This window comes from Natronoarchaeum sp. GCM10025321, from assembly GCF_042663585.1.
In the GTDB taxonomy this organism is placed as follows: domain Archaea; phylum Halobacteriota; class Halobacteria; order Halobacteriales; family Natronoarchaeaceae; genus Natranaeroarchaeum.
Window position 1 is genome coordinate 100,491 of record NZ_JBHTAN010000001.1, and the last position, 22,722, is coordinate 123,212.

The following is a 22,722-nucleotide window of genomic DNA, read 5'->3' on the forward strand; positions in this document are numbered from 1 at the left end:
AGGAAGGAAACTATGTGTGCGGGGCCGAAAAGAGGGGGTATATGATGAGCATCGACGAGGCGAGTGCACAGTGTGATGCCGTGCTGACCGAGGTCGAAAACGCGGTTATCGCTGACCGATCGTTTCTCGAAACGGTTCTCCTCGGTGTGCTCGCGCGAGGGCACGTGCTCCTCGAGGACGTCCCGGGAACGGGCAAAACACTGACTGCTCGAAGTATGGCCACCGCGTTGGGCCTGTCGTTCTCACGCGTTCAGTTCACTCCTGATCTCCTCCCGTCGGACGTCACGGGCACTCACGTCTTCAACGAGCGTGATCGTACCTTCGAGTTCAACGAGGGCCCGATTTTCGGGAACGTCGTGCTTGCTGACGAGATCAATCGGGCGCCACCGAAAACCCAGAGCGCACTGCTGGAAGCGATGGAAGAACGGCAGGTCACGGCCGATGGGGAAACCCGTGAACTGCCGGATCCGTTCTTCGTGATTGCGACACAGAATCCCGTCGAACAAGAAGGAACGTTCGCACTGCCCGAGGCACAGATCGATCGGTTTGCCGTGAAAGCCAGTATGGGCTATCCGAGTTACGAGGGTGAGGCGGAACTCCTGTTCCGACGGGCCGACCGAGAGGAACGAAGTCCATCCGTCGAGCCTGTGCTCTCCCCTGATCGTGTTCGTGCGGTACAGCGTGTGCCGGAGACCGTCCGCGTCGACGAGGATCTGATTATGTACATGCTCGATATCAGTCGAGCAACGCGCGACGATTCACGAGTGGCCGTCGGGGTGTCACCGCGCGGCGCACAGCGATTGTTCGAAACAGCACGAGCGCAGGCAGTTATCGAGGGGCGTGAGTACGTAACGCCGGATATCGTCAAGACGATTGCCAGACCCGTGCTAGCTCATCGACTTGTGTTGACTGCTGATGCACGCGTGAACGACGTGGAGAAGAGAGAGGTGATCGACAGTGTGCTCGAACGGGTTGAAGTGCCGACTGTCGACTAGCGCAGAGATTCGAGCAAGAGGACTGCGGCGATCAGCAAGAAAAAGAGTGCTGTGATCGGCTGGTTACCGATGCCAGTCACATAGAGACCGTATCCGACACTACTCGTTACGACCCCGACGCCGGTACTCGCAACCACGTGAACGACCTCGATACGTCTGGTGTTAGCATCTCGTCCCAGTTGGCTCCCGATGCTGATCGCATTCGTACCGATATCCCACGCCAGCACTGCTGCGGTGACACTGATCAGCACCGGCGAAACGGCCGCAGTCTGCATACCCGCGAGGATTGCACCCACGAACAGACCGAACGCGCCGAGCGTGACCGCATTATACAGTCCACGAACGAGTCCGACGACGACGAGAACCAGTCCAACCGCTCCGACGACGAGTGCAGGCCACGAGTAGAACGCGCTGACTCCGAACGCTACGACCGCGGCACTCCCAGAGAGCAGGCTGCTAAGCCGTGCTGGATCTCGATCAACGCGGTTCATCTTGACCACCGTTCGTTGAACCGGGCCAGCGTGGCAGCAACCGAGTCGTCCCACGACCAGTCCATGACCGGAATTCCGGTGCCTCGAAGCGTCGAGAGGCGGAGTCGCCGGGCAACCTGTGCGAATCGCTGAGCAGTCGTCCGGCTGGCGGTCGGATCGAGGCTGATAACCGTAACGGGATAGCCGTGCTCGTCGAGTCGTCTGGCGAACTGGCTCCCGTATTCGTCACATAGCGGGGTGAGGAAAATGACCTGAGTGCCTGCGGATAGTCGTTTTCTGAGGTGGTGCTGCTGTCGTATCAACGCTGACTTGGTCTTTGTCGGAACGGGTGAGAACGCCGGATGTGTTGCGAGCAGTTTGCGTGCCGTGTCTCTGTGATCCACACCGGACCCCGGGGCCAGCCAACAGGACTCCTCGCTCAGTGCAGCGATCCCGACCCGATCTCCCGCATCGGCCAGGGTCACGAACAGCTGTCCGGCAGCGTCGACTGCACGATCAACCGCATGCTGTGCATGCGCCTCGGGCGAGAGGTACGCTTCTTCGCGTGTATCGACCACAATGACGACGCTCGCGGCGCGTTCTTTCCGGAATTCGACCGTGGTAAGCTCACCCGTTCGGGCGCGACGGTTCCAATCGATCCGACTCATCTGATCGCCTGGCCGGTACTCTCGGGTTGCATAGAACTCGATCCCGTCTCCGCTGGTCGCCGTCTCGACGCGACCCACCTCCTGGGTGGCCTGTGCTCGAAGGGGGACCGGTTCTGCTAACGCGCGTAGCGCCGGGATACAGGTCAGCGTCGTCTCTGCGCGAAGGATTCGTTCCTGCTCTCTCGCGGACGTAAGATCGCGTGTGATCACTGTCGTTGGACCGAACGTGTGGACGCCTCGACGAGCAGTAATCGAATACGTGAACGACGTACTCTCTCCTGCTCGAAGCGCCGTGCCGATACGCGGTGACGTATCGGTCACAGCCAGCGTTTCTGGCACACCGTCGATGAGACGCAGATCGGCGAGCAACCGATCGCTGTCGTTCGTGATCGTAACAGTTACCTCCACCTCGTCGCCCGGTTCCGGCCGCTCGTCACTGAGCGTCCGGGAGATGGAGACGCTCCCGGGTGGCAACGCTGACGAGCGGGCGTACGCAGCGTAGCCGATGCCGACGACGCCAGCAAGCAGTACCGAAGGCTGCTCGACGAGAATCCCGACGCCGATACCCACGAGCGCAACGCTACTCACGCCGGTCCAGTGTCCCGTCGAGTGTGTTGCACGCATGAGCGCGTCTTTCGCCTTGCCGTCAGATCCGCTGCTGTCGTTGGTCCGTCTCTGAGATGACTCGGTATCGGATTTCGCCTGCAGGTCCTCCTGCTGTCGGGGGTCCTGGGACGTATCGTTGTTCGAGGGAGATGGCACGCCAGCAGCCGCGGCAATCGCGTCGACAGTGTGTCGACCACCGCGCTTGAACGGTGACTCTCGACGAAGCGCGTTCGGAACGCGAACGCGGAGCGGAGGTGTCGGGGCCTGCTCGCCACCGATAAATGCAGCAGCGTACATATCGTCAGTCCACGTTCCTGCCTCGACTGCCGCCTCGGCTTCAGCCGTAGACTGCGACTCGTACTGGCTGAGCACAGTAACGGCAGCCTCACGGAGTCCTTTACGAAGACGAGTCTGGCGATAGTATATCTGTCTGGCGTCGAGAAATCGCTCGAGTTCGCTTTCTAAATCCTCTCCGGGAGGCGGGGTCGCAATCGGGAGTTCCGGGTCAGGAGTCACAGCCTCGTCACGGTCGTCGCGTCTGCGGGCCTGAATAACGCGTACTGCCTGTAGCAGGACCAATCCACCGACCCCCGATACCAGTACCCGATCGAGATTGAACGCTACAAGTCCGGGAGAGACGATTGCAAGTAGACTGAGTCCCAGAGCTACAATCCCGATAGCGAGCGCGAGGCGTCGGTAGTTCACGGATCCTCCTCCGTGTATCGGTTCTCGATCCGTCGGAAGATGCTGATCGCCTGGCGTTCGCGCTCGTCGGACGGCTGTGCGTTTCCGTACCGAACGTCCTCGAACAGACGGGTGAGTTCGGTGACGTCCTCACGGCCGAGACCTGTCTCGACGGCAGCAGCAGCGAACTCTCCGGGCGTGCTCGTTTCGGGGTTGTCGACGTCGGTCAGTTCCACCATCTCACGCCAGGTCTTGTACACCTCATTATCGACGTCCACCTCCCCTTCGAGCCGGTCGGCAGCGCGTCCTGCCGCTCGGCCGATGGCCGCAGCATTCTCACCGCCGCCAGTAGACTCCTCAATAGACTCGTCGGTGTCGCCAGTTTTTCTCCTCGACAGCGCAACGAGACCACCGATGACGGTGAGCCCCAGAACGAGCAGTACGAGTAGTGTTGGTGGGGATGGCTGTGTTGGATCGACGCCGCCACCGTCGCCCCCGCCCTCGCCCCCACCGCCACCGAGTGGAGTTCCGTCTCCTGGCTCCAGTCCCGGGAGCCCCGACGAGATAGTTGCCGTATCCAGAATTCCGGAGAGCAGGTACAATAGTACGAGCGAGGCGACGATTGCGAGGAAGACGCCGATAGCTTGTCGCCGATAGATAATCACGTAGGCAATGACCGCTATCGTCAGGATAATGGCGAGAATCGTGAGTATTTCGCTGAGGTACGGAATCGTCACTGTTTCGCTGGGAGGTGTTTCCGATTGCGGGACTGGTAGTATTCCGCTGCCGCCGTCACCCCCACCGCTACTAGCTCCGTCTCCACCGCCACCTTCGGGGAGGACCGTCGAGTCGAGCGTTGCTGCGGCGTACGCGACTGCAAAAATGGCCAGTCCGGCGATGATCGCCGATCGGGTGGATTCATTCATCGAGTCCGAATCTGGCCCCCCGGTTTGTGACGATACGATCGCATCGTGTGATTACTACCTGTATTGTCAACGTCAAGAACCTTGCTACACAACCGGGGATGGTTCGGTCGGAGGGAGGCCGTGAGCGGCTGAATCACGAAATTCAGGCGCTCGTCGACGTAATCGAGTCGCAGTCTCGCCAGTGTCAGTGTTCGTATCTCTTGTTGTAAAGCTGAGAGTAGTGGTGACTTTGTTGGTTAAGAATGTGCGGTTGTTGGTTAACAGAGCAGGTACAGCCAACCGCTCGCTGGCGCGCCAACAGAAAGCCCCTGAGTATGTTCGAAAGGCGAGTTAGTGAACATTTTTATTCGATGAATCAAACACTATACGTATGTCTCCTTTGGGGGTTTCCTTCGGTCGTTTCCTCGTCCTGGGCGAGGGAAAACGTATTGACGCTTTGTCTGAGTGGGCCCAAGAGGACAACCGGATGGTTGCTGTCGAAGTCGCAACCGCTGAGTCGACGACGGACGAAGAAATCCAGGAGTGGGAGTTAGACTGTCTTGTCGTGGATAGCGGCGCTGTATCGGTGGACAGTACTGCCGTCATCGAGCGATGGCGTCGCGAACGACCGGACGTGCCCGTCGTGTTGCTCACTGACGAGTGGAGTGCCGAACGCGTCACTGGCGCGTTGTCAAGCGGCGCGACAGCAACGCTCCCGCGGCGACTCGTCGACGAGGATCCGGAACTGCTCGCGGATCGACTGCTCGCGGCTGTCGAATTCGAACACGGCTGGCAGAGCGTTCGAGAACTGTACGATACCGTCACGGGGTTTGCCACGGTTCACGACCCGGAGTCCGGCGAGATGGTCCACGCGAATCAATCGTTCTGTGAGCTACTGGGACACGACCGGGACGTGGTCCTCTCGATGGACGTGGGCGATTTCACAGCGGATGTGTCCGGGTACGACAACGAACGCGCGATGACGGTCGTTTCGCAGGTGGCCGAACAGGACGGTCCGAGCGAGGTCGAGTGGCCGGTGACCACCTCTGACGGGTCGGTCCGATGGGTGGATGCGCGTCTCCACACGGTCCGAATCTGCGGAAGGGAAGTCGTTCTCTCGACGTCAGTAGACATCACCGAGCGCAAGCGAAGAGAGCACGAGTACGAACAGATCTTCAACGGGGTCACCGAGGGAATCGCTATTCAGGACCCCGAAACGGGCGATCTTCTCGACGCGAATCAGACGTTCGTGGACAGGCTAGGCTACGACGACGTGGAGACACTCCGAGAAGCAGGTACCGAGGCACTCAGCGTTACCGAGGCTGGGTTTACGAAGGAGAAGGCCCGCCAACTCTGCCAGCGCGTCATGGAGTCCGGAGAGTCCGAGACAGTTGAGTGGCAACAGGAGACGAAAGACGGCGATCGGATCTGGATCGAGGCGACAGTGAATCCGGCGGTTATTGGGGGCGAAGACAGGATCGTTTCGATGCAGCGCGATATCACCAAACGCCGCCGCCGCGAGCGCGAATACGAACAGATTTTCAATAGCGTCAACGACGCAATCGCAATATTCGACCCCGATACCGCCGATATCGTCGATGTCAACGACACCTACCACGAGATGCTGGGTTACGATGACCTCGAGACCCTGCAGGAACTGGGTATCGAGGGGCTCAGCGTGACCGAAGAGGGGTTCACGCGCGAACGCGGGCAAGCGCTCGTCCGGGAGGCAGCTAAAACCGGTCAGCCGAAGATGGTCGAGTGGCGTGGCGAAACGCGTGATGGGGACCAGATCTGGCTGGAGGTGACGCTCGCCCCCGCCGACATCGGCGGCGAAACACGCGTGTTGTCGATGCTACGTGATATTACCGAGCGCAAGCACCGCGAACGCGAGTACGAACAGATCTTCAACGACGTTACTGACGCGATTACCGTTCACGACCCCGAAACGGGTAGGCTCCTCGACGTCAACGACACGATGTGTGAGCTAACGGGCTACGACCGCGAAGCACTGCTCGGCGAAGGGCAAGCAAGCATCAACGTCGCCGAGGAAGGCTACTCCACTGACCGCGCAAAAGAGATCGTTCAGGAGGTCATGGAGCAAAACGAGAAACGGACGCTCGAATGGCTCATGGAGCGAGCGGACGGGGAGCGGCGCTGGCTTGAGGTCAACGCGACGCCAACGACGCTCAACGGGGAGGAACGGTATCTCGCAATCATGCGCGACGTGACCGAGCAACGTCGTACCGAGCGACGACTCCGCGAAATCCTCGAGCGTATCGACGAAGCGATCTATCTCACGCGTGCGGCGGAAATCACGAATCCGACGTTGCGCTCGGACGATCTCGGTGCAGGCTACGAATCGATCTGGGGTGAATCCCTCCAGGGCATTTTTGAGCGCTATGAGAACGGCTTCTTTGATACCCTGCATCCGGACGAAGTCAGCGGCTACAAAGAGTTCATCGATGACCTCGGAGCCGATTTCGACGAGGGAACGTGGGCCGATCGATACAGTCGTGAGTACCGTATCGTTCGGGCGGACCGTGAGATCCGGTGGGTCAGATCGGACTTCTACCCGATCGAGTGGCCCACCGGGTCGCTCCGCATCGTGATCGTCAGCCGCGATATAACTGATCGAAAGGCCCGGGAACGTCGTATCGCCTCGTTCGACGATGCCACGGACGACCTCGCCACGGCTGACACCCGCGCGGAGGCGACGCGGACGGCTGTAACGGCCGCGACTGACTCACTGGAGCTCCCTGCAATCGGTGCGTTCCTCTACGATAGTGACGACGGTGTGTTGCGCCCGGAGGTGCTTGAAGGCCCCTTCCCCTCGGAGGTCGCTACTGATTCGATTGCCCCCGGTGATGGACCGCTGTGGGAAGGCTTTGCGACCGGCACTATCGTCGGCGCGGACAGCACCGGCGACGAATCCGGAACCGTTTCGGAGAGCAACCGAACCCGAGCACTTGCCGAGTTGACGGACTGGCGGGCGATCTCGCTGGGGAACCACGGTATACTGCTGGTGGGGTCACCGGACGACTCACTGGGTTCGGAAACGATTCAGTCGGCCCACGTGCTTGCGGCGACGCTCGAAGCCGCACTCAACCATCAGCGGGGCCAGCAGCAACTTGCTGACCAGGAGGAACAACTACGCACACAGACCGAGCGTGCGGAGCGATTGGATCGGATCGCGCGCCTTGCTCAACAGGTCGAGGCGGCTATCACGGATACATCGAACCCTGGCCAGGTAGAGCGAGCGGTCTGTGACCGACTCGTCAACGCCGGTGCGTACGACCTCGCGTGGATCGGGGGTATGGACGTCGGATCCGTCCGTCTCGCCCCGCGTTCGGTCGTCGGTGCGCCGGAGCAATACGTCGAGGGGATGGACCTGACGACGGCCGAGGACGCCGGTGACCCCCATCCGGCGGTCACGGCCTGGCGGACCGACGAGCCCCGAGTTGCGGACTCTCTCGTCGCGAACGGTCCCGCGGGAGACTGGCGTCAGCGAGCCCTCTCCGAAGGCTATCAGTCCCTGTGTGCAGTCCCACTGACTTACGACGGTGTCACTCACGGCGTGTTGACCGTAGGCACTGACTCGCCGAACACCTTCGGTGACCGCGAGCGCGACGTTCTCGCTCAGCTAGGGGCCTCTATCGCAAACGCCCTGACTGCCATCCAGCGTCGTCGAGCACTCGAATCCGACGAAACCGTCGAACTGGAGTTTCACGGCGCCGGTGATAGCCTCTCGTTCGCACGCGCTGCGGACGCGGCCGACTGCCGTGTCAGGCACGACCGGACCGTGACCCGACAGGAAGGCGGCGTAAACGTGTATTTCAACTTTGAAGATGACGTCCCCGACGACAGACTTGACACCGCAATGGAACGGTTACAGGGGTCGGCTAGCGTCGTCTCCGAGGCGGCGTCGACACTCGTGGAGGTGAAGACGGACGACTGGTTCGGGTCTCCGCTGGCCGAATACGGCGGCGTGTTGCGCGAGGCGACGGCCGAACCCGGCGAGACGACTGTCACCGTGGAAGTCCCCAGACAGGCCGACGTCCGGTCGTTCGTCGAGCGATTGCAGACAGTCGCACCGTCGCTCGAACTCGTAGCCAAGCGCCAACACCAGCGACAGGACTGGACGCCCGCGGAGCTCAACGACCACCTCCGCGCGGAAATGACCGACCGCCAGTTCGAGGTTCTAGAAACTGCCCTGCTGGCGGGGTACTTCGAGTGGCCCCGGGAGAACGACGGCAGCGAGGTGGCGAGCCGACTCGACATCACGCAGCCAACGTTCAACAAACACTTGCGACTCGCAGAAAAGGCGACGTTCACGCTGTTGTTCGATGCCGACGACTAAGAAGTGGTCCGCTGGAATATGAGAATCGACTTATTAGGCTCGGGTAACCACTATGCCGTATATGGGCCGCGACTCATCCGTTTCGAGTGGACGAAATCCGCGGGAAAATATACAGTTCTACCTCCTTGATCACAGGACAGTACCCGGGAAGATCATCGATATCGCCCTGTTGGTGCTGAATCTCGTATTCGTTGCCATTTTTGTCGTCGAAACCTACCCGATTGCGGCCGAGTTGCGATCTTTTCTGTGGAACCTCGAAGTCGGCATCGCGATCGTGTTCTTGGTGGAATATGTCCTGCGGATATACGGGGCTCCCGACCGGAAGGCGGAATTTCTCAACGGATACACAATAGTGGATTTGATCGCTATTCTGCCGACGCTTCTGGTGCTCGTGTTTCCTGTGACCGCTGGCGCGTTGCAAATCGGGTTTTTGCGGGTGATCCGAATCATCCGCGTGTTGCGTTTTTATCGTTTCACCGATGATGCAGAGTTTTTCTTCGGAACAGTTTCGGACAACAGCCTGCGTGCTATGAGGTTGCTGTTGACAGTTGGGGTGCTCCTGTTTATATCCGCCGGGGTATTTTTAAGTGTAGAACGCCCAGCGAATCCCAACGTGACGACGTTCGGTGACGCGTTCTATTACACGGTTATTTCACTTTCAACGACTGGATTTGGCGATATCATCCCCGTCACGACTGCAGGCCGGTGGGTGACCGTTGGCTCGATTCTGGCTGCAATTATAATCATCCCACGACAGGCGAGTAAGATCGTCAGAGAGTGGTCGTCCAGGGACAAGATCAACGTCACATGCCCACAGTGTGGATTGGAGTATCACGATTCGGACGCATCGCATTGTAAGGCCTGCGGGCAGGTCATTTACCAGAAAATCGACTCTCGGGAGTAAGTTTCACAGCTTCACAGGTCAAGATCGGTGACGACAGTCTTTCTAGTCGGCGGAGAACCCTTTTCCTGGATACTGGATGCCCCTAACAGTCAGTGATCGGGCTTTTGTCGACCGGTTTGAGTATATGTGGATGTTGGTACCTGCTACAGTCTAGACCAACCGCGAAAACAATATTAGTCATCGTCCGGTCAACAGGTTCCACCCCTCGAGTGATGGCTGCGCGTCAGATGTAAGTGGGATATGAGATCTCTTTCCAGAGAATCGCCGATCCAGGCCTGTAGCGGTTTGACCTGAGACACTGAACACCAACGCGATTGCCGGGCAAGGTATCTTCCAGCCGAGCCTCTCGGTATGCGGATAGTATTAAGCCCCAGGCAATCAAATGTGTTATCCAAACTGAATGAACGACACTACCAACAGTGAAGGTACGACCACTCCTGAGGTCGGCCCCCAACTCCCCGAATTCGTCGATTGGATAGCCGCTACGGTCATTGCATTGATCGGCGTTGCTCTCACGGTTGGAGGGACTGCCCTCGCCTTCGCCGTCGACCGAGATCTGCTCGAAAGCGGCGTTGAATCCGGCCAAATCACGGTGATCGTCTTCGAACGAGATCTCACGGAGGCGGAGATGCTCGAATTCACTCAAGAAATCGTGACATGGACAGGCTGGGGGCTCTTGGTGACAGGTATCGGCTTGGTCCTCTTTGCGATCGGGTACGTGGTCGTCCGTCACCGCGCGTATCGACAGCTTCCGGATGACGAGTCGGCCGGGTCGTATCTGTCGTCCGCCGTGCTCGGTGCTCTTGTCACCGGGATACTGTCCTTTCTCCCGTTCTCGCCCGTCTTCGGTGGCGGGGCCGCGGGGTATCTCGAACGTTATGGGAGCGGCCGCACGGTCAGTGCTGGTGCGCTCTCAGGGTTCCTGGCGATAATACCTGCTCTCGTAATTCTCGTCTTCGTCACTATCGGACTTTACATTGGTTTGGCCGCTGTTCAATATTCGGGCCTCGGAATCGTGGCAGGAGCAGCCATGCTCTTTGGGGTGCTCTTCACCGGGGCGTATGGTACTGCATTCGGTGCTCTCGGCGGATTCGCAGGTGGTCGGTTAGCAGAGTGATTGATATCTGGCCAATCCGAGCTACCTGTTTGAAACCCTGAATTCTGGCAATAGATTCCTTCTTGTTCTTATATTATAAAATTGATAATCACGGTTTTGACCGTGCTGCTCGAACTATTACACATGAGTGATCAGAACACGCTGCGCAACACAGTCCTCGGTGCTATCGTAACGCTGCTCCTCTCGTTCACGACGGTTTCGCCGGTATTAGGGGGTGCTCTGGCTGGATACCTCGAGGGGGAGTCTCCCGGCCGCGGCATGAAGGTCGGTGCTATATCGGGCGCGCTAGCGAGTATTCCCTTCATCCTAGTGCTCGGTTTCGGGGTGATCCTATTCTTCGGGATACCGGGAGCAGGGTTCGGTGTTCCTGGTGGTCTAGAACTAGCCATCATCGTACTATTCATGTTACCTCTGCTGTTCGCCTGGACTATCGGGCTGAGCGCTATCGGTGGCTACCTCGGGGGCCTCCTTCGGGAGAGTTCGCAGCCAGCAACCGGTGACGCGGCCCCGCCGGAACAGGAAGCCTGATCGAGGGCTCAAAGACCGTGTCGGAAGGTCCAGCCTCCATTATGTCGGCGGACGAGAGGGACAGAGTCTCGGGCCTTGGAGGCGTCATTGTCACATCTGATGTGTCATTTTGTGCTTTTAAAAATCATCGTCAATACTCCAGATGCATAGTGTGCCGGCTGGTGATCCAGCGGCACTGAGACCTACTCGAACGCATCCCACTGTAACGTCGATAGCTCAGACTCGACAAACGGTCCGAGCGTGACTGTCCGGAACAGACTGAGTGTGGCCAACAGTGAGTGCGATTGCGCTGGTGTCGGATAACCGTGATCCCCACGAGCGGTCTCGGCTCCACGAAGCAAAGTGTCATACCGCTGTGCACGGCTATTCGTGTAGCTATCGATGGCCTCTGAGACCGAGCTCTCGTTCCGAGTCAGTTCCAAGACCAACGACAGTGCATCTCCGGTGCCGAATGAGTCGTGAAACCCGCCCGCGGGCGCGACGGGGCAAGAGGCAGGCCCGCAGTGAGCCACGCGACCCGTTCCCCACCAAGACCGGTTGGTCTCTCCTCTCTGTCGTTTGTACTGCCGTATTTTCGTCATTTCGGCGGGGTCCAGTTCATCCACCAGATCGACTGGTGACTGCTCATGCAACCGATCGTAGGCTTCGTCGTGCAGTGACGCTTGTAGATTGGAACGAGTCGTCGTGATTCGAAGCAAACTCCCAGTGTCCGCCCGTGGAAGGCACTGCACAAGACAGTCGGGATACCAACGTTCCTGGATGTGGTTCGTGCTGTTGCTATCCGTTCCGATCACCGTCTCGTGCTGATACAGAACGGTACACTCCGGAGACTCCACTCGGTCAGACTGATGTGACGGATCAACACCACTGCCAGCGTCGACCACAACGTCGAACCACTCGCGCACTCCGTCCTCGAAATCGACGGCGAGCCCATCCGAGTGATGCGTCACCGTGTCGACAGTCCGTCTATCATCGCTCTGACGGTCGGGAAGTTGCTCCGTGAGTGCACGACGAAAGGCCTCTGTCTCCACGACCAGCGGGCGGTTCGGTTCGATACCCGAGTCTGTCGGTAGTTCGAAGGTTCTGTCCTCCCGTGCAGTCGGACCGTAGACGTCGATTCTATCGATGGTGGTGGCATGATCATGCAGCCACTCTCCGACACCGATTGCCTCGAAGACACGACGAACTGGTGGCCATAGATACGTCATTCGGGAGTCGACACTGGGTGTCGTACCCGCTGTGAGCAGTGGATCATACCCGGCGTGATGGAGAACGCAAGCGAGGGTGAGTCCGACTACCGTATCACCAGCCACGAGAACCTGTCGATCCGGACTCCCCCCGAATACGTCATGCTGTGGCAGCCGAACCGACGGTGAAGCCGCTGTAGCCTGGGATTCGTCGTTTGATCCGGGTGACGAACCATCCGGCGATGAGTCAGCAGGTAGTCGGTTCTCTATGGAGTCCGATTGGTCCGCGCTATCGTCTTGTACCGCCTCTTCTCGCCACTCGTGGTCGTCTTGAGGCGGCGCAACTGCACGGTATCTGGACCGGTGCCCACGCCTCTGACTGCGGGTCCGACCGATAGGGCAGGCCTGCCTACCAGCCTGTGAACAGCGCCCGGGGACGCTATCTCTCAAGCACGATAGTAGACGGTTCATGTCCGTATCTACTAGCCGTATCTATCTAAAGTGGTGACACTTGTTTCAAACACAGAAACAGTCGCGGTAGGCCCAGGGACGCTCAGTATCTGCAGTGGTCTGATCAATACACCTAGCCGTCGCGTGTAGCGGTGACAACGTTAGTTGTGAGTAGCTTCGAGGGTGTGGGAAATGAAACAGGAATCGAGTTCAAGATGAGCCAACATATACAGCCTGTACAGGATACGCCCTCGGAGGACTCAACAGTGGTTGACCGTGAGCTCACGTCCGAAACGGTTCTGGAACTGTTGAACGCGTCGTACACACAGACAATACTCGAAGCAGTCAGTTCTGAACCCAAATCTGCCCGAGAGCTCACAGCAGACTGTGGTGCTTCACGGCCGACAATCTATCGACGACTCAACAGACTTCAGGACGCTGACCTCGTCGAAACCAGTATGATGTACGATTCCGATGGTCATCATCGGACGGTGTTCAGCGCGACGTTCGAGAAGGTTTCAGTCAAAATGAACGATGCTGGAGTCTCGGTTTCCGTGAGTATCGGGCCAGGCCAGCAGCAAACAGACCATTTTGTGCCGCAGTAGCATCTCAGGGGCTGAAGCTACGTATTCTGTTCCTTCGACCCAGCACACTTCGAGAGTTGATGCTCCCTCCTGAGGTTCTGTGAGATCAGCGGGCACAATATGTATAGCCCGCCTCCCCCACAGTGACGACTCATATAGACAGTACATTTGGGGGACTCGGATCCCAGGAACATAAACGAGAAAGACGAATGTCACAAACAGCAACCCCTCGAAAGACCTCTGAAGTTCTGGATCACGCGGATGACTCGACGTCCGACGCGGAGACGCTAATCGAACTCCTCAGCGACGAGTATGCCCGTCAATTTCTCTCAGCGATCCGGCACGAAGCGAAACCGGCGCGCACTATTGCCGAAGACTGTGGAGCCTCCCGTCCCACTGTCTATCGACGACTCAATCGACTCCAGGAGGCGGGTCTGGTCACCGAACAGATGGAATGTGAAGAAAACGGCCATCACCGTAGAACGTTCTCTGCGACAGTCGAGAACGTCGAGATAATACTCGGAGATGACGGCTTCGAGGCCGTCGTTACAGAATCCAATTCGCCATCTCCCAACAAGTCGTAATTCAGAGGCCGACAGGGGCTCTGTCGGGGTGAGTCTCTAGCACCCCCTCAATGGTGATGATTGGATTCCTGCGTCTTCAGGCCCAGGAGGATGTCAATAGTTCATCTACTAGCGTATGATCGTCAGTGAAAACCTTCTAACAGCCTTGCCCGGCATGTCTCATCAAACCGGTATTCAAGATAGGTAAGATATGCTAATAATTATGAGGCACATGCCGACGAGTCGATGGAGCCAAATCGCTAAACCAGATGGTTCAGATGGGTCGGAGTCTGTGTCGCGCAAGGAATCAAAGCCGAAGTGGTACACTGCTCTTGGCGTAGCGATATAGGCTATCCCAAGTATTGCAATCACAACCGCGCCAATCTGAACGATCGTGTTCACAACAGACCAGTCCTCTGCATAAACTTCAATGTATATGAATCGCTGTGATTCGCCAGTCTTCGGTTACCGGGTAACCGGCTGGATTGTGTCTGAACACGACGCCAATCTTCTGAATTCTTTACCTCTCAGTGTTGTGTTCAGGGTCTGAACGAGAATAACGAACGGAACAAATAGAACACTCAAAACGAATAAAACGAAGGTAACGAATAAGACGAACAAAATGCGCGCAACGATTCTGTTGCTCTGGGGGTACTCACTGGACTGATTGTTGACCGTGTCGAACAAAACGGGCAAAACGAATGAAACGAACGCAATCATCGTAATTTCCTGCCCTTAGAGAAGAATACTCTCCGTACACCCAGATATAACGAATATAACGAACGAAACGAACCACACGAACCGAATGAACGTGTTTCGTTCATTAACCTCCACGAACGAACCCGGGGCTACTTCGAGTTGTTCCCCTCATCAAAGGAAACGCCTTCACCGAGCACATCGAACAAAACGAACGCAATGAGCGAAACGAATGCAACGGCACACATGCGCCCACCGATCAAAACGAACAGGGGGATTTAATATCGGTGTGTTCCTTTCGTCAAGCGATACGCCCTCACCGAACGCATTGAGCGAAACGAACAAAACGAACCAAACGAAAGACATCATTCTATGAACTCTACACGAATCACCGTCGCGAACCAGAAAGGTGGCGCAGGGAAAACAACCGACGTGATCCACACCGGTGGCGCACTATCCGCTCGCGGGCACGACGTCCTCCTCGTCGATATCGATTATCACGGCGGACTCACGTGCTCGCTCGGGTACGAAGACCTGTACTACGATACCGAGCGGACCACGCTGTTCGACGTCCTCGACTTCGAGCAGATGGGGTCTATCAACGACATTGTCGTCGAGCACGAGGAATTCGATATACTTCCGGCCAGTGAGAAACTCGCAAACAACAAGAACATCCAGACACTGCTCGAAGCCCCCAAGAGTCGGGAACGGCTTGGAATGGCGCTCGACGAACTCGAATCCGACTATGACTACATCATCGTCGATACCCCACCATCGCTCAACGTTCTCACCGACAACGCACTGGTCGCGACAGGTAACGTCCTGATCCCCGTGATCCCCGAGAAACTCAACGCCAACAGTCTTCAGATCTTCGCCAAGCAGTTGAGTTCGCTCGAACCAGCCTACGGCGACATCAACCGACTCGCCATCCTCTGCAATCGTGTCGAGCAAAACGGCGAACATCGACGCACGATCGACGAGATCAACGACGCATACTCTCTGCCCGTCTTCGAGATACCGAAGCGGACGGACCTCTCACAATCGATCGGCGACGGCGTCTCCATATTCGGCTTCGGTAAGGAGAACAAGCGTGTCGAAGACGCCCGCGGGCTATTCAACGAAATAGCCGATCTGTTCGACGAGACCTTCGAAAAGGCTGCGACTGAGCAGGTGACAGCATGAGCGACGGCTGGGGGGATGCCTCCGGTATCGAGGGCAACTACGATGACGACGACTCCTCGGATACAGATGTAGAGGAGGAACCGGCTGAAGCCAGTTCGTCGACGGCACCGAACGAATCGAGCTCCACGAGTGAATCGACTGCAACGAACGAAACGAACGAAACGAACGAAACGAGCAAAACGAAGACGAACATCAAAGACGAGTGGAACGGCCGGACAATCTATATCCCGGACGGCATTCTTGGCGACCTGGAAGATACTTATCTGGAATCACAACTGAAGCTCAGGAAAGCGGGCCAGGACGAGTTCAAGAAAAATCGGCATTTTTACCCCCTCCTCGTCCAGTTTGGCCTCGAAGGACTCGCCGACGCCGATGCCGATGAACTGCAGAATCGATTATCCGACCTCTGAAAGGAGTAGTGGAGACTCATCCGGGGATTCCTACTCTACTCTGTCAGGGTTCGTTTCGGACTCGATCAGCGCACGCCGGAGGACCGTCAGCAACAGATACGTTTCGTATTTTTGTGTCCGGCAGTGCTCACACGGAGCCATCTCTGCCCCGACCGAATCGAGGACGTCGCCGTACTCGGACCGTAGTTCGGAAGCGAGTTTCGACACCTGAGGCGCAGCGGCGTCGATGAGCGGCCCGAGGTCCTCCAGCGCACCATCCGGTAGCTGGTACGAGAGCACGATCGTATTTGCCCGGTAGTGCTTGGTAGTGCCACCTCGGCGTTCCTCGAGGCGTGCAACGTCGACGAGACCCGCGTCGCGGAGCTCGTTCACGTGATGGCGGACCGTGTTCTCGGTGCGTTCGTACCCCCGGTCGGCTAACTCCTCGCTGATTGCGGCGATCGTCATCTCCGACTCGGCGAGCATATCGAGAATCATTGCTCGCGAAGGTTCGTCGACCGCGCTGGAGATAGCCGGATCGCGGATGGCGACGTCTTCGAGGCCGACGTCGGTGGTGAATTCAGTCATCAACTGAACAGTACAGTAGCCTCCCAGTAGAACCGTTCGGTTCGCTCAGCAAGCCCCAAACGAGCCATTGTACCGGCCCAACAGCTCGTAATTGTATCCAAACATATCATATCGATAATACTTATGGGTCGATGGGTGCTACGTATACTCGTCCAATGAACGAAACACTCCAACTCAGGGTGCTGGATTTTAGCTGTCCAAGCTGTGCGAACACAGTCGAACGAGCGATCGGGAAACTAGATGGGGTTGCAGACGTCGAAGTCCACTTCACGACGGGTCGGGTCGAGGTCGAATACGAAGAATCGGCGGTCGCGACTCGGGATATCGAGACAATTATCGAGAAACAGGGCTACACGCCCCAACCCGCGTGAGCAGCGATGATGGCTCGACTCGAACGAATCAAACTGACAGTCCGACGTAACCGTACCGCGGTAGTGGCGGCGATGAGCGGGCTGTTCTTCGTTGTCGGCTGGGCGCTCGATTTCGCTACGTCCTACCAGACGGCGAGTTCGGTACTCCTCGTCGCCGGGGCAGTCGTTGGCGGATTCGACATCGCAAAGAAGGCGTACTACACGCTTCGGAGCGGGACCGTCGGCATCAACACGCTGGTAACTCTGGCCGCAATCGGTGCGATCCTCATCGGCGAGTTCTGGGAGGCCGCCGGCGTTGTCTTCCTGTTCTCGCTCGGGAACTATCTCGAAGCGCGGACGATGAGTAAGACCCGGACGGCGCTCACGGAGTTGCTAGAAATGACACCGGACACGGCGGTGGTTCGCCGTGATGGCGAGCAAGTCGAGATCCCCGCCCGCGAGGTCGAGACTGGCGAAACTGTAATCGTCAAACCCGGAGCCAACATTCCGGTTGACGGCGAGGTCGTCGACGGCGAAAGCGCGGTCGATCAATCCCCTGTCACGGGTGAGAGCGAGCCGGTCCACAAGGCCGCCGGCGACGAGGTCTACGCGGGCACGATCAATCAGGAAGGGGCCATCGAGGTCGTGGCGACGGGGACCGGCACGGATACGACACTCCAGCGGATCATCCGGCGGGTCGAAGCGGCCCAGGAGGCCAAAGCCCCGACCGAGACGATCATCGAACGGTTCGCGAAGTACTACACGCCGAGCATCATCCTGCTGGCTGCGGGAACGTATCTGGTGACCGGCAATGTCATCATGGCGCTGACGCTACTCGTGATCGGCTGTCCGGGTGCGCTCGTCATCGGCCCGCCGGTCAGCATCGTCTCCGCTATCGGGAACGCTGCCCGCAACGGCATCCTGCTGAAAGGTGGCGAACACCTCGAACAGGCCGGCAAGATCGACGTTGTCGCCTTCGACAAGACGGGGACGCTGACGAAAGGGGAGACGGTCGTCGCGGGCGTCAAAGGGTTCGCGGGCGACGCCGAGGAGGCGCTCCGACTCGCTGCGATCGCCGAACAAAAAAGCGAACACCACCTCGCCAGTGCGATTCTCGACGCCGCCCGAACCAGTGGTGAGGGACCGAGCATCGCGACGGATGGCGGCACCGCTGTTCGTGACGTCGACGAGGAGGCTTCCGAGCCATCGATTCCCGAGTCGGATCGCTTCGAGGTGGTTGCCGGCAAAGGAGTCATCGCACGATACGACGGCCACGACATCGCCGTCGGAAATCGGACACTGCTCGACGAACGGGATATCTCGATACCCCCTGCTGTCGCCGACCACGTCCGCGAGCGTGAAGCAGACGGTGAGACGGCTGTTCACGTCGTCCACGACGGCGTTACTGTCGGTGTGATCGCCCTTCGCGACGAACTTCGCGAGACTGCACCGGACGTCGTGCAGGCGCTGAAAGACAGCGGGATACGGACCGTGATGCTCACCGGCGACAACGAGCGGACAGCCCACACAGTGGCCGACCAGGTCGGTATCGACGACTACCGGGCGGAACTCCTCCCCGAAGAGAAACAGGAGGCGATCCAGTCGCTCCAGAGCGAGGAGCACGTCGTCGCGATGGTCGGTGATGGGATCAACGACGCCCCGTCGTTGGCGACCGCCGATGTCGGGATTGCCATGGGTGCGGCCGGCACCGATACCGCCATCGAGACGGCGGATATGGCGCTGATGGCCGACGATCTGGAACGAATCCCGGAGGCAGTGTCGCTCAGTAAGGCGACTCGCCGCAACGTCTTCGAGAACATCGGCATCGCCGTCGCGACGGTCGGCCTGCTACTCGCGGGCGTGTTCACTGGCTACGTCCACATGACCACCGGGATGCTTGGCCATATCGGTAGCGTTCTCCTGGTCATTCTCAACGGGATGCGCCTACTGCAGAGCTAACAGACAACTACCCCGATCTCCACTACAATGATCCAACAGAACGAAAAGAAACAGACGAACTGGAACGTCGAGTACGACACCGTCGAACCGATTCGGCTCCGAGATCCTGTCGCAGAGGCGCTGGCAGTTCTGGGGCCGGGTGATCCGTTCGTCATCAGCTATGCGGACGTCGTCAAGGCGGCCGGTCACTCCTGTCCGACGGCCGCGGGGGCCTTCCGAATTACTCAGATCGGGCTTGGCGCGCTCTATCTCGAGGGAATTCCGGTCCGCGGCGAGATCGAGGTCACCATGGGCGGGCCGAAATCGGATCCCACCTACGGCGTGCTGTCCCGACTCGTCTCGTACATCACCGGGGCCGCCGAGGAGGACGGCTTTGCCGGCCTCGCTGGCGGCTACGGTGGACGTGATGAGTTGCTCGACTTCGGCGAACTAGAGGCTGACGGGCCGACTGTCGCCTTCGAACGAACCGACACGGGCGACCGCGTTACCGTCACCTACCACGTCGACGAGATCCCGGCCGCTGGACCTGCAACGCAGCATCTTCAGAAGATAATCGACGGGAGGGAAACGCCCGAAGAGCGCGCCGCATTTGCCGACGAGTGGCACACTCGCGTCCAGACGATACTGACTGACGACGACTGTTTCACCGTCTCGACGGTCCGGCGGTAGGCGGACCTAGAGCTACCAAAATCCGGTGACGTGAGCGTTCCCATTTTGGAGGAACCTATCTCACTTCTCAGAGAGTGATTGCGAACGTGTTCGCAACACGAGCCATGCAGTTACTCCACAGAGTAATGGATACGATGACAGAGATCGATGTCAGGGAGATCCCGCCCAACGAGCGACACGACCGGATCCACGCCACTTTCGACGGCCTCGATGCCGGCGAGACGCTCACGATAATCAACGACCACGAGCCCAAGCCGCTCTACTACGAGATGGCCGCTGAAGTGCCAGCGTTCGACGAAGACGGCTACGATGTCGAGCGCGAGGGCGCGTCGAAGTTCATCGCCCGGTTCCCGAAGGTCGACACTGACACCTCGGACCGAACGGAGCAATGAGCGCGCTTACAGCTTCCCTGACCAACCCAACCAACCGACCACGAGTTATAGACCGATGACAGAAGACACCAGACTCGACCGACGACGATTCGTACAGATCACCGGAGCAGCGGCCGCAAGCATGTTTCTTGCGGGTTGCTCAGGTAGTGCCGACGGTGACGACGGTAGCAACGCAGACAAATTGGGCGACGAACCGGACTACGAAGGCTGGTTCAGCGACGTCAGTAACTATGATGGGACAGTGGACAAGACCGGGAGCGACGAAGCGACCGTCGATGTCGGTGCCGGGAACGGTTTATCATTCGGACCTGCTGCAGTCGCTGTCTCCCCTGGTACGACCGTCGTCTGGGAGTGGACCGGTAAGGGCAGTGACCACAACGTCTCGGCGGAGAACGGTGACTTCGAGAGTGAGACCACAGGTGAAACGGGCTTTACCTTCGAGCACACCTTCGAGGAGTCCGGCGTTCACAAATACGCGTGTACCCCCCACAGATCCGTCGGCATGAAAGGTGCAGTCGTCGTTCAGTGACGTCGAGCGATCACAGATAATATCAACCTATGACACACAGACCACAACAACGACCGAAGACGACGAACGACGACGAGAGCAAAGCGGCATCCGACGAGGAATCCGACTGGCTGCTCCCCGGATTCAAGCGTCGCGACTTCATGAAGGCCGGCGCGGCTGCCGGTGGCCTCGGCGGACTGGCTGGCTGTACCGACCTGCTTGGGGGCGACAACAACGATGGAACGGCTGCTGCAGACGCCAACCACTCGGTTCCACCGGGCGAGCACGACGAGTACTACGCGTTCCTCAGCGGCGGCCAGTCCGGCGGCATCCGCGTCTACGGGCTGCCATCCATGCGCGAACTCGCCCGTATCCCCGTGTTCCAGCCCGATAGCGGGACCGGATACGGCCACGATGACGAATCTCGCGAGATGCTGGAGGAGGCTGGCGGATACACGTGGGGTGACACACACCACCCGCGGATCAGTCAGACCGACGGCGACTACGACGGCCGGTTCGCATACGTCAACGACAAGGCAAACGGTCGGATGGCTCGGATCGATCTGACGTACTTCGAGACGGACGCCATCGTCGATATCCCGAATCAGCAGGGGACCCACGGATCCTGTGCGCAGCTCCCGGACACCGACATCATCTTCGGCGTCGGCGAGTTCCGTATCCCGATGCCGAACGACGGGCGCGACCTCGATGACCCGGACGCCTACGAGTCGGTGCTGGCCGCGATCAACCCCGAGTCGATGAACGTCGAGTGGGAGGTGCGTGTCGACGGCAACATGGACAACGGTGATGGGAGCAAGGAGGGCCGGTACTTCTTCACGACTGGGTACAACAGCGAGGGCGCCGTCACCGAGCAAGGGATGACCCGCTCGGAGCGCGACGACGTCAAGGCGTTCGATATTCCCCGAATCGAGGAGGCCGTCGAGAACGGCGAGTACGAAGTCATCAACGAGGTCCCGGTCGTCGACGGTCGGAAGGACAGCCCGCTCAATCAGGGCGACGACCCCATCGTCACCTACATTCCGACGCCGAAAAGCCCCCACGGCGTCAGTGTGACGCCGGACAACAAGTACGCAATCGCGAGCGGGAAACTCGACCCGACCGCATCAGTCATCGATATCGACATGATCGACGAGGTCGACGACCCGACGGATGCGATTGTCGGGCGCCCCCAGCTTGGCCTCGGGCCGCTCCACACCGCCTACGACGGTCGTGGCCACGCCTACACCACGCTGTTCATCGACTCACAGATCGTCAAGTGGGACATCGAGGAAGCCGTCGAGGCGGAACCAGGGTCCGAGAGTCCAGTGATCGAGAAGCTCGACGTCCACTATAACCCGGGCCACCTGATCGCCGCGGAGTCCTACACCGAAGACCCCGCCGGCGACTGGCTCATCTCGCTGAACAAGCTCTCGAAGGATCGGTTCCTGCCCGTTGGGCCGCAACATCCGGAGAACGACCAGCTCATCTACATTGGCGACGATGAGGCGGGGATGGAACACGTAAAGGACTCGCCCGCACACGCCGAGCCCCACGACGCGTCGATCTGTCACCGCTCGAAGCTCGATCCCGCGGCAACGTACGATCCGGACGACCTCGACCTCGAGTATACCGACGAGGGCGACGAGACGATGGAGCGCGTCGAGGATGACCGCGTCGAGATCAAGATGTACTCGACACGGAACCACTACGGCTTCCAGGAGATGACCGTCAAAGAGGGCGACACTGTCGAGTTACAGGTGACGAACATCGAGTCAACAAGCGACCTGCTCCACTCGGTGGCGATCCCGGAACACGACGTCCACATGCGGGTCGCCCCGCAGGAGACGCGAAAAGTGACGTTCACTGCCGATGACCCCGGCGTCTACTGGATCTACTGCGCGCACTTCTGTAGTGCGCTACACCTGGAGATGCGCTCACGGCTCATCGTCCAGCCGGAGGACTGACTCC

General features: G+C 58.8%; 19 protein-coding genes. 15 read left to right on the plus strand and 4 right to left on the minus strand.

Annotated features, from left to right (window positions below; genetic code table 11):
- Positions 1 to 44: 44 nt before the first annotated feature.
- Positions 45 to 995 (plus strand): AAA family ATPase, encoded by a 951-nt coding sequence (locus ACFQL3_RS00480; RefSeq protein WP_377050411.1) that lies wholly within the window; start codon positions 45 to 47, stop codon positions 993 to 995.
- On the opposite strand, the gene ACFQL3_RS00485 is transcribed toward ACFQL3_RS00480, so the two are convergent.
- From ACFQL3_RS00485 to ACFQL3_RS00495, 3 genes are read right to left on the minus strand one after another with little or no spacing between them, the layout of a single operon-like run.
- Complete coding sequence (locus ACFQL3_RS00485; RefSeq protein ID WP_377050413.1) at positions 992 to 1,486, minus strand: DUF7519 family protein; 495 nt, start codon at positions 1,484 to 1,486, stop codon at positions 992 to 994. The genes ACFQL3_RS00480 and ACFQL3_RS00485 overlap by 4 nt on opposite strands.
- On the minus strand, positions 1,483 to 3,444 hold the full coding sequence (locus tag ACFQL3_RS00490) for a DUF58 domain-containing protein (RefSeq protein ID WP_377050415.1): 1,962 nt from the start codon (positions 3,442 to 3,444) through the stop codon (positions 1,483 to 1,485). The genes ACFQL3_RS00485 and ACFQL3_RS00490 overlap by 4 nt, the downstream gene beginning before the upstream one ends.
- Positions 3,441 to 4,349 carry a DUF4129 domain-containing protein gene (locus tag ACFQL3_RS00495; RefSeq protein ID WP_377050417.1) on the minus strand — a complete coding sequence of 303 codons (909 nt, stop codon included), beginning with the start codon at positions 4,347 to 4,349 and terminating at the stop codon, positions 3,441 to 3,443. Before ACFQL3_RS00495 ends, ACFQL3_RS00490 begins: the two co-directional genes overlap by 4 nt.
- A gap of 370 nt (positions 4,350 to 4,719) precedes the next feature.
- Between ACFQL3_RS00495 and ACFQL3_RS00500 the strand changes: the two genes are divergently transcribed.
- The 8 genes from ACFQL3_RS00500 to ACFQL3_RS00535 all read left to right on the plus strand — a co-directional run bounded on the left by ACFQL3_RS00500 (position 4,720) and on the right by ACFQL3_RS00535 (position 16,309).
- Positions 4,720 to 8,688, plus strand: coding sequence for a PAS domain S-box protein (locus ACFQL3_RS00500; protein WP_377050419.1), 3,969 nt, complete (start codon positions 4,720 to 4,722; stop codon positions 8,686 to 8,688).
- A gap of 61 nt (positions 8,689 to 8,749) precedes the next feature.
- On the plus strand, positions 8,750 to 9,592 hold the full coding sequence (locus tag ACFQL3_RS00505) for an ion transporter (RefSeq protein WP_377050421.1): 843 nt from the start codon (positions 8,750 to 8,752) through the stop codon (positions 9,590 to 9,592).
- A gap of 400 nt (positions 9,593 to 9,992) precedes the next feature.
- Positions 9,993 to 10,709, plus strand: a complete 717-nt coding sequence (locus ACFQL3_RS00510; RefSeq protein WP_377050423.1) for a DUF5518 domain-containing protein — start codon at positions 9,993 to 9,995, stop codon at positions 10,707 to 10,709.
- Between the two features lie 123 nt (positions 10,710 to 10,832).
- Positions 10,833 to 11,237, plus strand: coding sequence for a DUF5518 domain-containing protein (locus ACFQL3_RS00515; protein ID WP_377050425.1), 405 nt, complete (start codon positions 10,833 to 10,835; stop codon positions 11,235 to 11,237).
- 1,804 nt (positions 11,238 to 13,041) lie between these two features.
- Positions 13,042 to 13,479 (plus strand): ArsR/SmtB family transcription factor, encoded by a 438-nt coding sequence (locus ACFQL3_RS00520; protein WP_377050427.1) that lies wholly within the window; start codon positions 13,042 to 13,044, stop codon positions 13,477 to 13,479.
- A 188-nt stretch (positions 13,480 to 13,667) separates the two neighbouring features.
- Complete coding sequence (locus ACFQL3_RS00525; RefSeq protein ID WP_377050429.1) at positions 13,668 to 14,042, plus strand: winged helix-turn-helix domain-containing protein; 375 nt, start codon at positions 13,668 to 13,670, stop codon at positions 14,040 to 14,042.
- 1,047 nt (positions 14,043 to 15,089) lie between these two features.
- Positions 15,090 to 15,899, plus strand: coding sequence for a ParA family protein (locus tag ACFQL3_RS00530; RefSeq protein ID WP_377050431.1), 810 nt, complete (start codon positions 15,090 to 15,092; stop codon positions 15,897 to 15,899).
- On the plus strand, positions 15,896 to 16,309 hold the full coding sequence (locus ACFQL3_RS00535) for a hypothetical protein (RefSeq protein ID WP_377050433.1): 414 nt from the start codon (positions 15,896 to 15,898) through the stop codon (positions 16,307 to 16,309). The genes ACFQL3_RS00530 and ACFQL3_RS00535 overlap by 4 nt, the downstream gene beginning before the upstream one ends.
- A gap of 30 nt (positions 16,310 to 16,339) precedes the next feature.
- On the opposite strand, the gene ACFQL3_RS00540 is transcribed toward ACFQL3_RS00535, so the two are convergent.
- Positions 16,340 to 16,876, minus strand: a complete 537-nt coding sequence (locus ACFQL3_RS00540) for a winged helix-turn-helix domain-containing protein (RefSeq protein ID WP_377050435.1) — start codon at positions 16,874 to 16,876, stop codon at positions 16,340 to 16,342.
- 155 nt (positions 16,877 to 17,031) lie between these two features.
- On the opposite strand from ACFQL3_RS00540, the gene ACFQL3_RS00545 reads away from it, so the two are divergent.
- The 6 genes from ACFQL3_RS00545 (at position 17,032) to nosZ (ending at position 22,718) form a co-directional block, all read left to right on the plus strand.
- On the plus strand, positions 17,032 to 17,247 hold the full coding sequence (locus ACFQL3_RS00545; RefSeq protein ID WP_377050437.1) for a heavy-metal-associated domain-containing protein: 216 nt from the start codon (positions 17,032 to 17,034) through the stop codon (positions 17,245 to 17,247).
- Positions 17,248 to 17,256: 9 nt separating this feature from the next.
- Complete coding sequence (locus tag ACFQL3_RS00550) at positions 17,257 to 19,185, plus strand: heavy metal translocating P-type ATPase (RefSeq protein ID WP_417587230.1); 1,929 nt, start codon at positions 17,257 to 17,259, stop codon at positions 19,183 to 19,185.
- 27 nt (positions 19,186 to 19,212) lie between these two features.
- The gene (locus tag ACFQL3_RS00555) at positions 19,213 to 19,854 is read left to right on the plus strand and encodes a hypothetical protein (protein WP_377050441.1); all 642 of its coding nucleotides are present in this window, start codon (positions 19,213 to 19,215) and stop codon (positions 19,852 to 19,854) included.
- 134 nt (positions 19,855 to 19,988) lie between these two features.
- Complete coding sequence (locus tag ACFQL3_RS00560; RefSeq protein ID WP_377050443.1) at positions 19,989 to 20,246, plus strand: DUF2249 domain-containing protein; 258 nt, start codon at positions 19,989 to 19,991, stop codon at positions 20,244 to 20,246.
- 55 nt (positions 20,247 to 20,301) lie between these two features.
- Positions 20,302 to 20,775: a halocyanin domain-containing protein gene (locus ACFQL3_RS00565; RefSeq protein ID WP_377050445.1), complete on the plus strand. Its 474-nt coding sequence runs from the start codon at positions 20,302 to 20,304 to the stop codon at positions 20,773 to 20,775.
- Between the two features lie 29 nt (positions 20,776 to 20,804).
- Positions 20,805 to 22,718 (plus strand): TAT-dependent nitrous-oxide reductase, encoded by a 1,914-nt coding sequence (gene nosZ, locus ACFQL3_RS00570; RefSeq protein ID WP_377050447.1) that lies wholly within the window; start codon positions 20,805 to 20,807, stop codon positions 22,716 to 22,718.
- Positions 22,719 to 22,722 lie beyond the last annotated feature (4 nt).

Bases quoted from the DNA above. Each gene is read 5' to 3' on its own strand.
- ACFQL3_RS00545 (WP_377050437.1), top strand. From the start codon at position 17,032: ATGAACGAAACACTCCAACTCAGGGTGCTGGATTTTAGCTGTCCAAGC.
- ACFQL3_RS00535 (WP_377050433.1), top strand. From the start codon at position 15,896: ATGAGCGACGGCTGGGGGGATGCCTCCGGTATCGAGGGCAACTACGAT.
- ACFQL3_RS00480 (WP_377050411.1), top strand. From the start codon at position 45: ATGAGCATCGACGAGGCGAGTGCACAGTGTGATGCCGTGCTGACCGAG.
- ACFQL3_RS00550 (WP_417587230.1), top strand. From the start codon at position 17,257: ATGGCTCGACTCGAACGAATCAAACTGACAGTCCGACGTAACCGTACC.
- nosZ (WP_377050447.1), top strand. From the start codon at position 20,805: ATGACACACAGACCACAACAACGACCGAAGACGACGAACGACGACGAG.
- ACFQL3_RS00505 (WP_377050421.1), top strand. From the start codon at position 8,750: ATGGGCCGCGACTCATCCGTTTCGAGTGGACGAAATCCGCGGGAAAAT.
- ACFQL3_RS00560 (WP_377050443.1), top strand. From the start codon at position 19,989: ATGACAGAGATCGATGTCAGGGAGATCCCGCCCAACGAGCGACACGAC.
- ACFQL3_RS00495 (WP_377050417.1), bottom strand. From the start codon at position 4,349: ATGAATGAATCCACCCGATCGGCGATCATCGCCGGACTGGCCATTTTT.
- ACFQL3_RS00485 (WP_377050413.1), bottom strand. From the start codon at position 1,486: ATGAACCGCGTTGATCGAGATCCAGCACGGCTTAGCAGCCTGCTCTCT.
- ACFQL3_RS00565 (WP_377050445.1), top strand. From the start codon at position 20,302: ATGACAGAAGACACCAGACTCGACCGACGACGATTCGTACAGATCACC.
- ACFQL3_RS00540 (WP_377050435.1), bottom strand. From the start codon at position 16,876: ATGACTGAATTCACCACCGACGTCGGCCTCGAAGACGTCGCCATCCGC.
- ACFQL3_RS00525 (WP_377050429.1), top strand. From the start codon at position 13,668: ATGTCACAAACAGCAACCCCTCGAAAGACCTCTGAAGTTCTGGATCAC.
- ACFQL3_RS00510 (WP_377050423.1), top strand. From the start codon at position 9,993: ATGAACGACACTACCAACAGTGAAGGTACGACCACTCCTGAGGTCGGC.
- ACFQL3_RS00500 (WP_377050419.1), top strand. From the start codon at position 4,720: ATGTCTCCTTTGGGGGTTTCCTTCGGTCGTTTCCTCGTCCTGGGCGAG.
- ACFQL3_RS00515 (WP_377050425.1), top strand. From the start codon at position 10,833: ATGAGTGATCAGAACACGCTGCGCAACACAGTCCTCGGTGCTATCGTA.
- ACFQL3_RS00530 (WP_377050431.1), top strand. From the start codon at position 15,090: ATGAACTCTACACGAATCACCGTCGCGAACCAGAAAGGTGGCGCAGGG.
- ACFQL3_RS00555 (WP_377050441.1), top strand. From the start codon at position 19,213: ATGATCCAACAGAACGAAAAGAAACAGACGAACTGGAACGTCGAGTAC.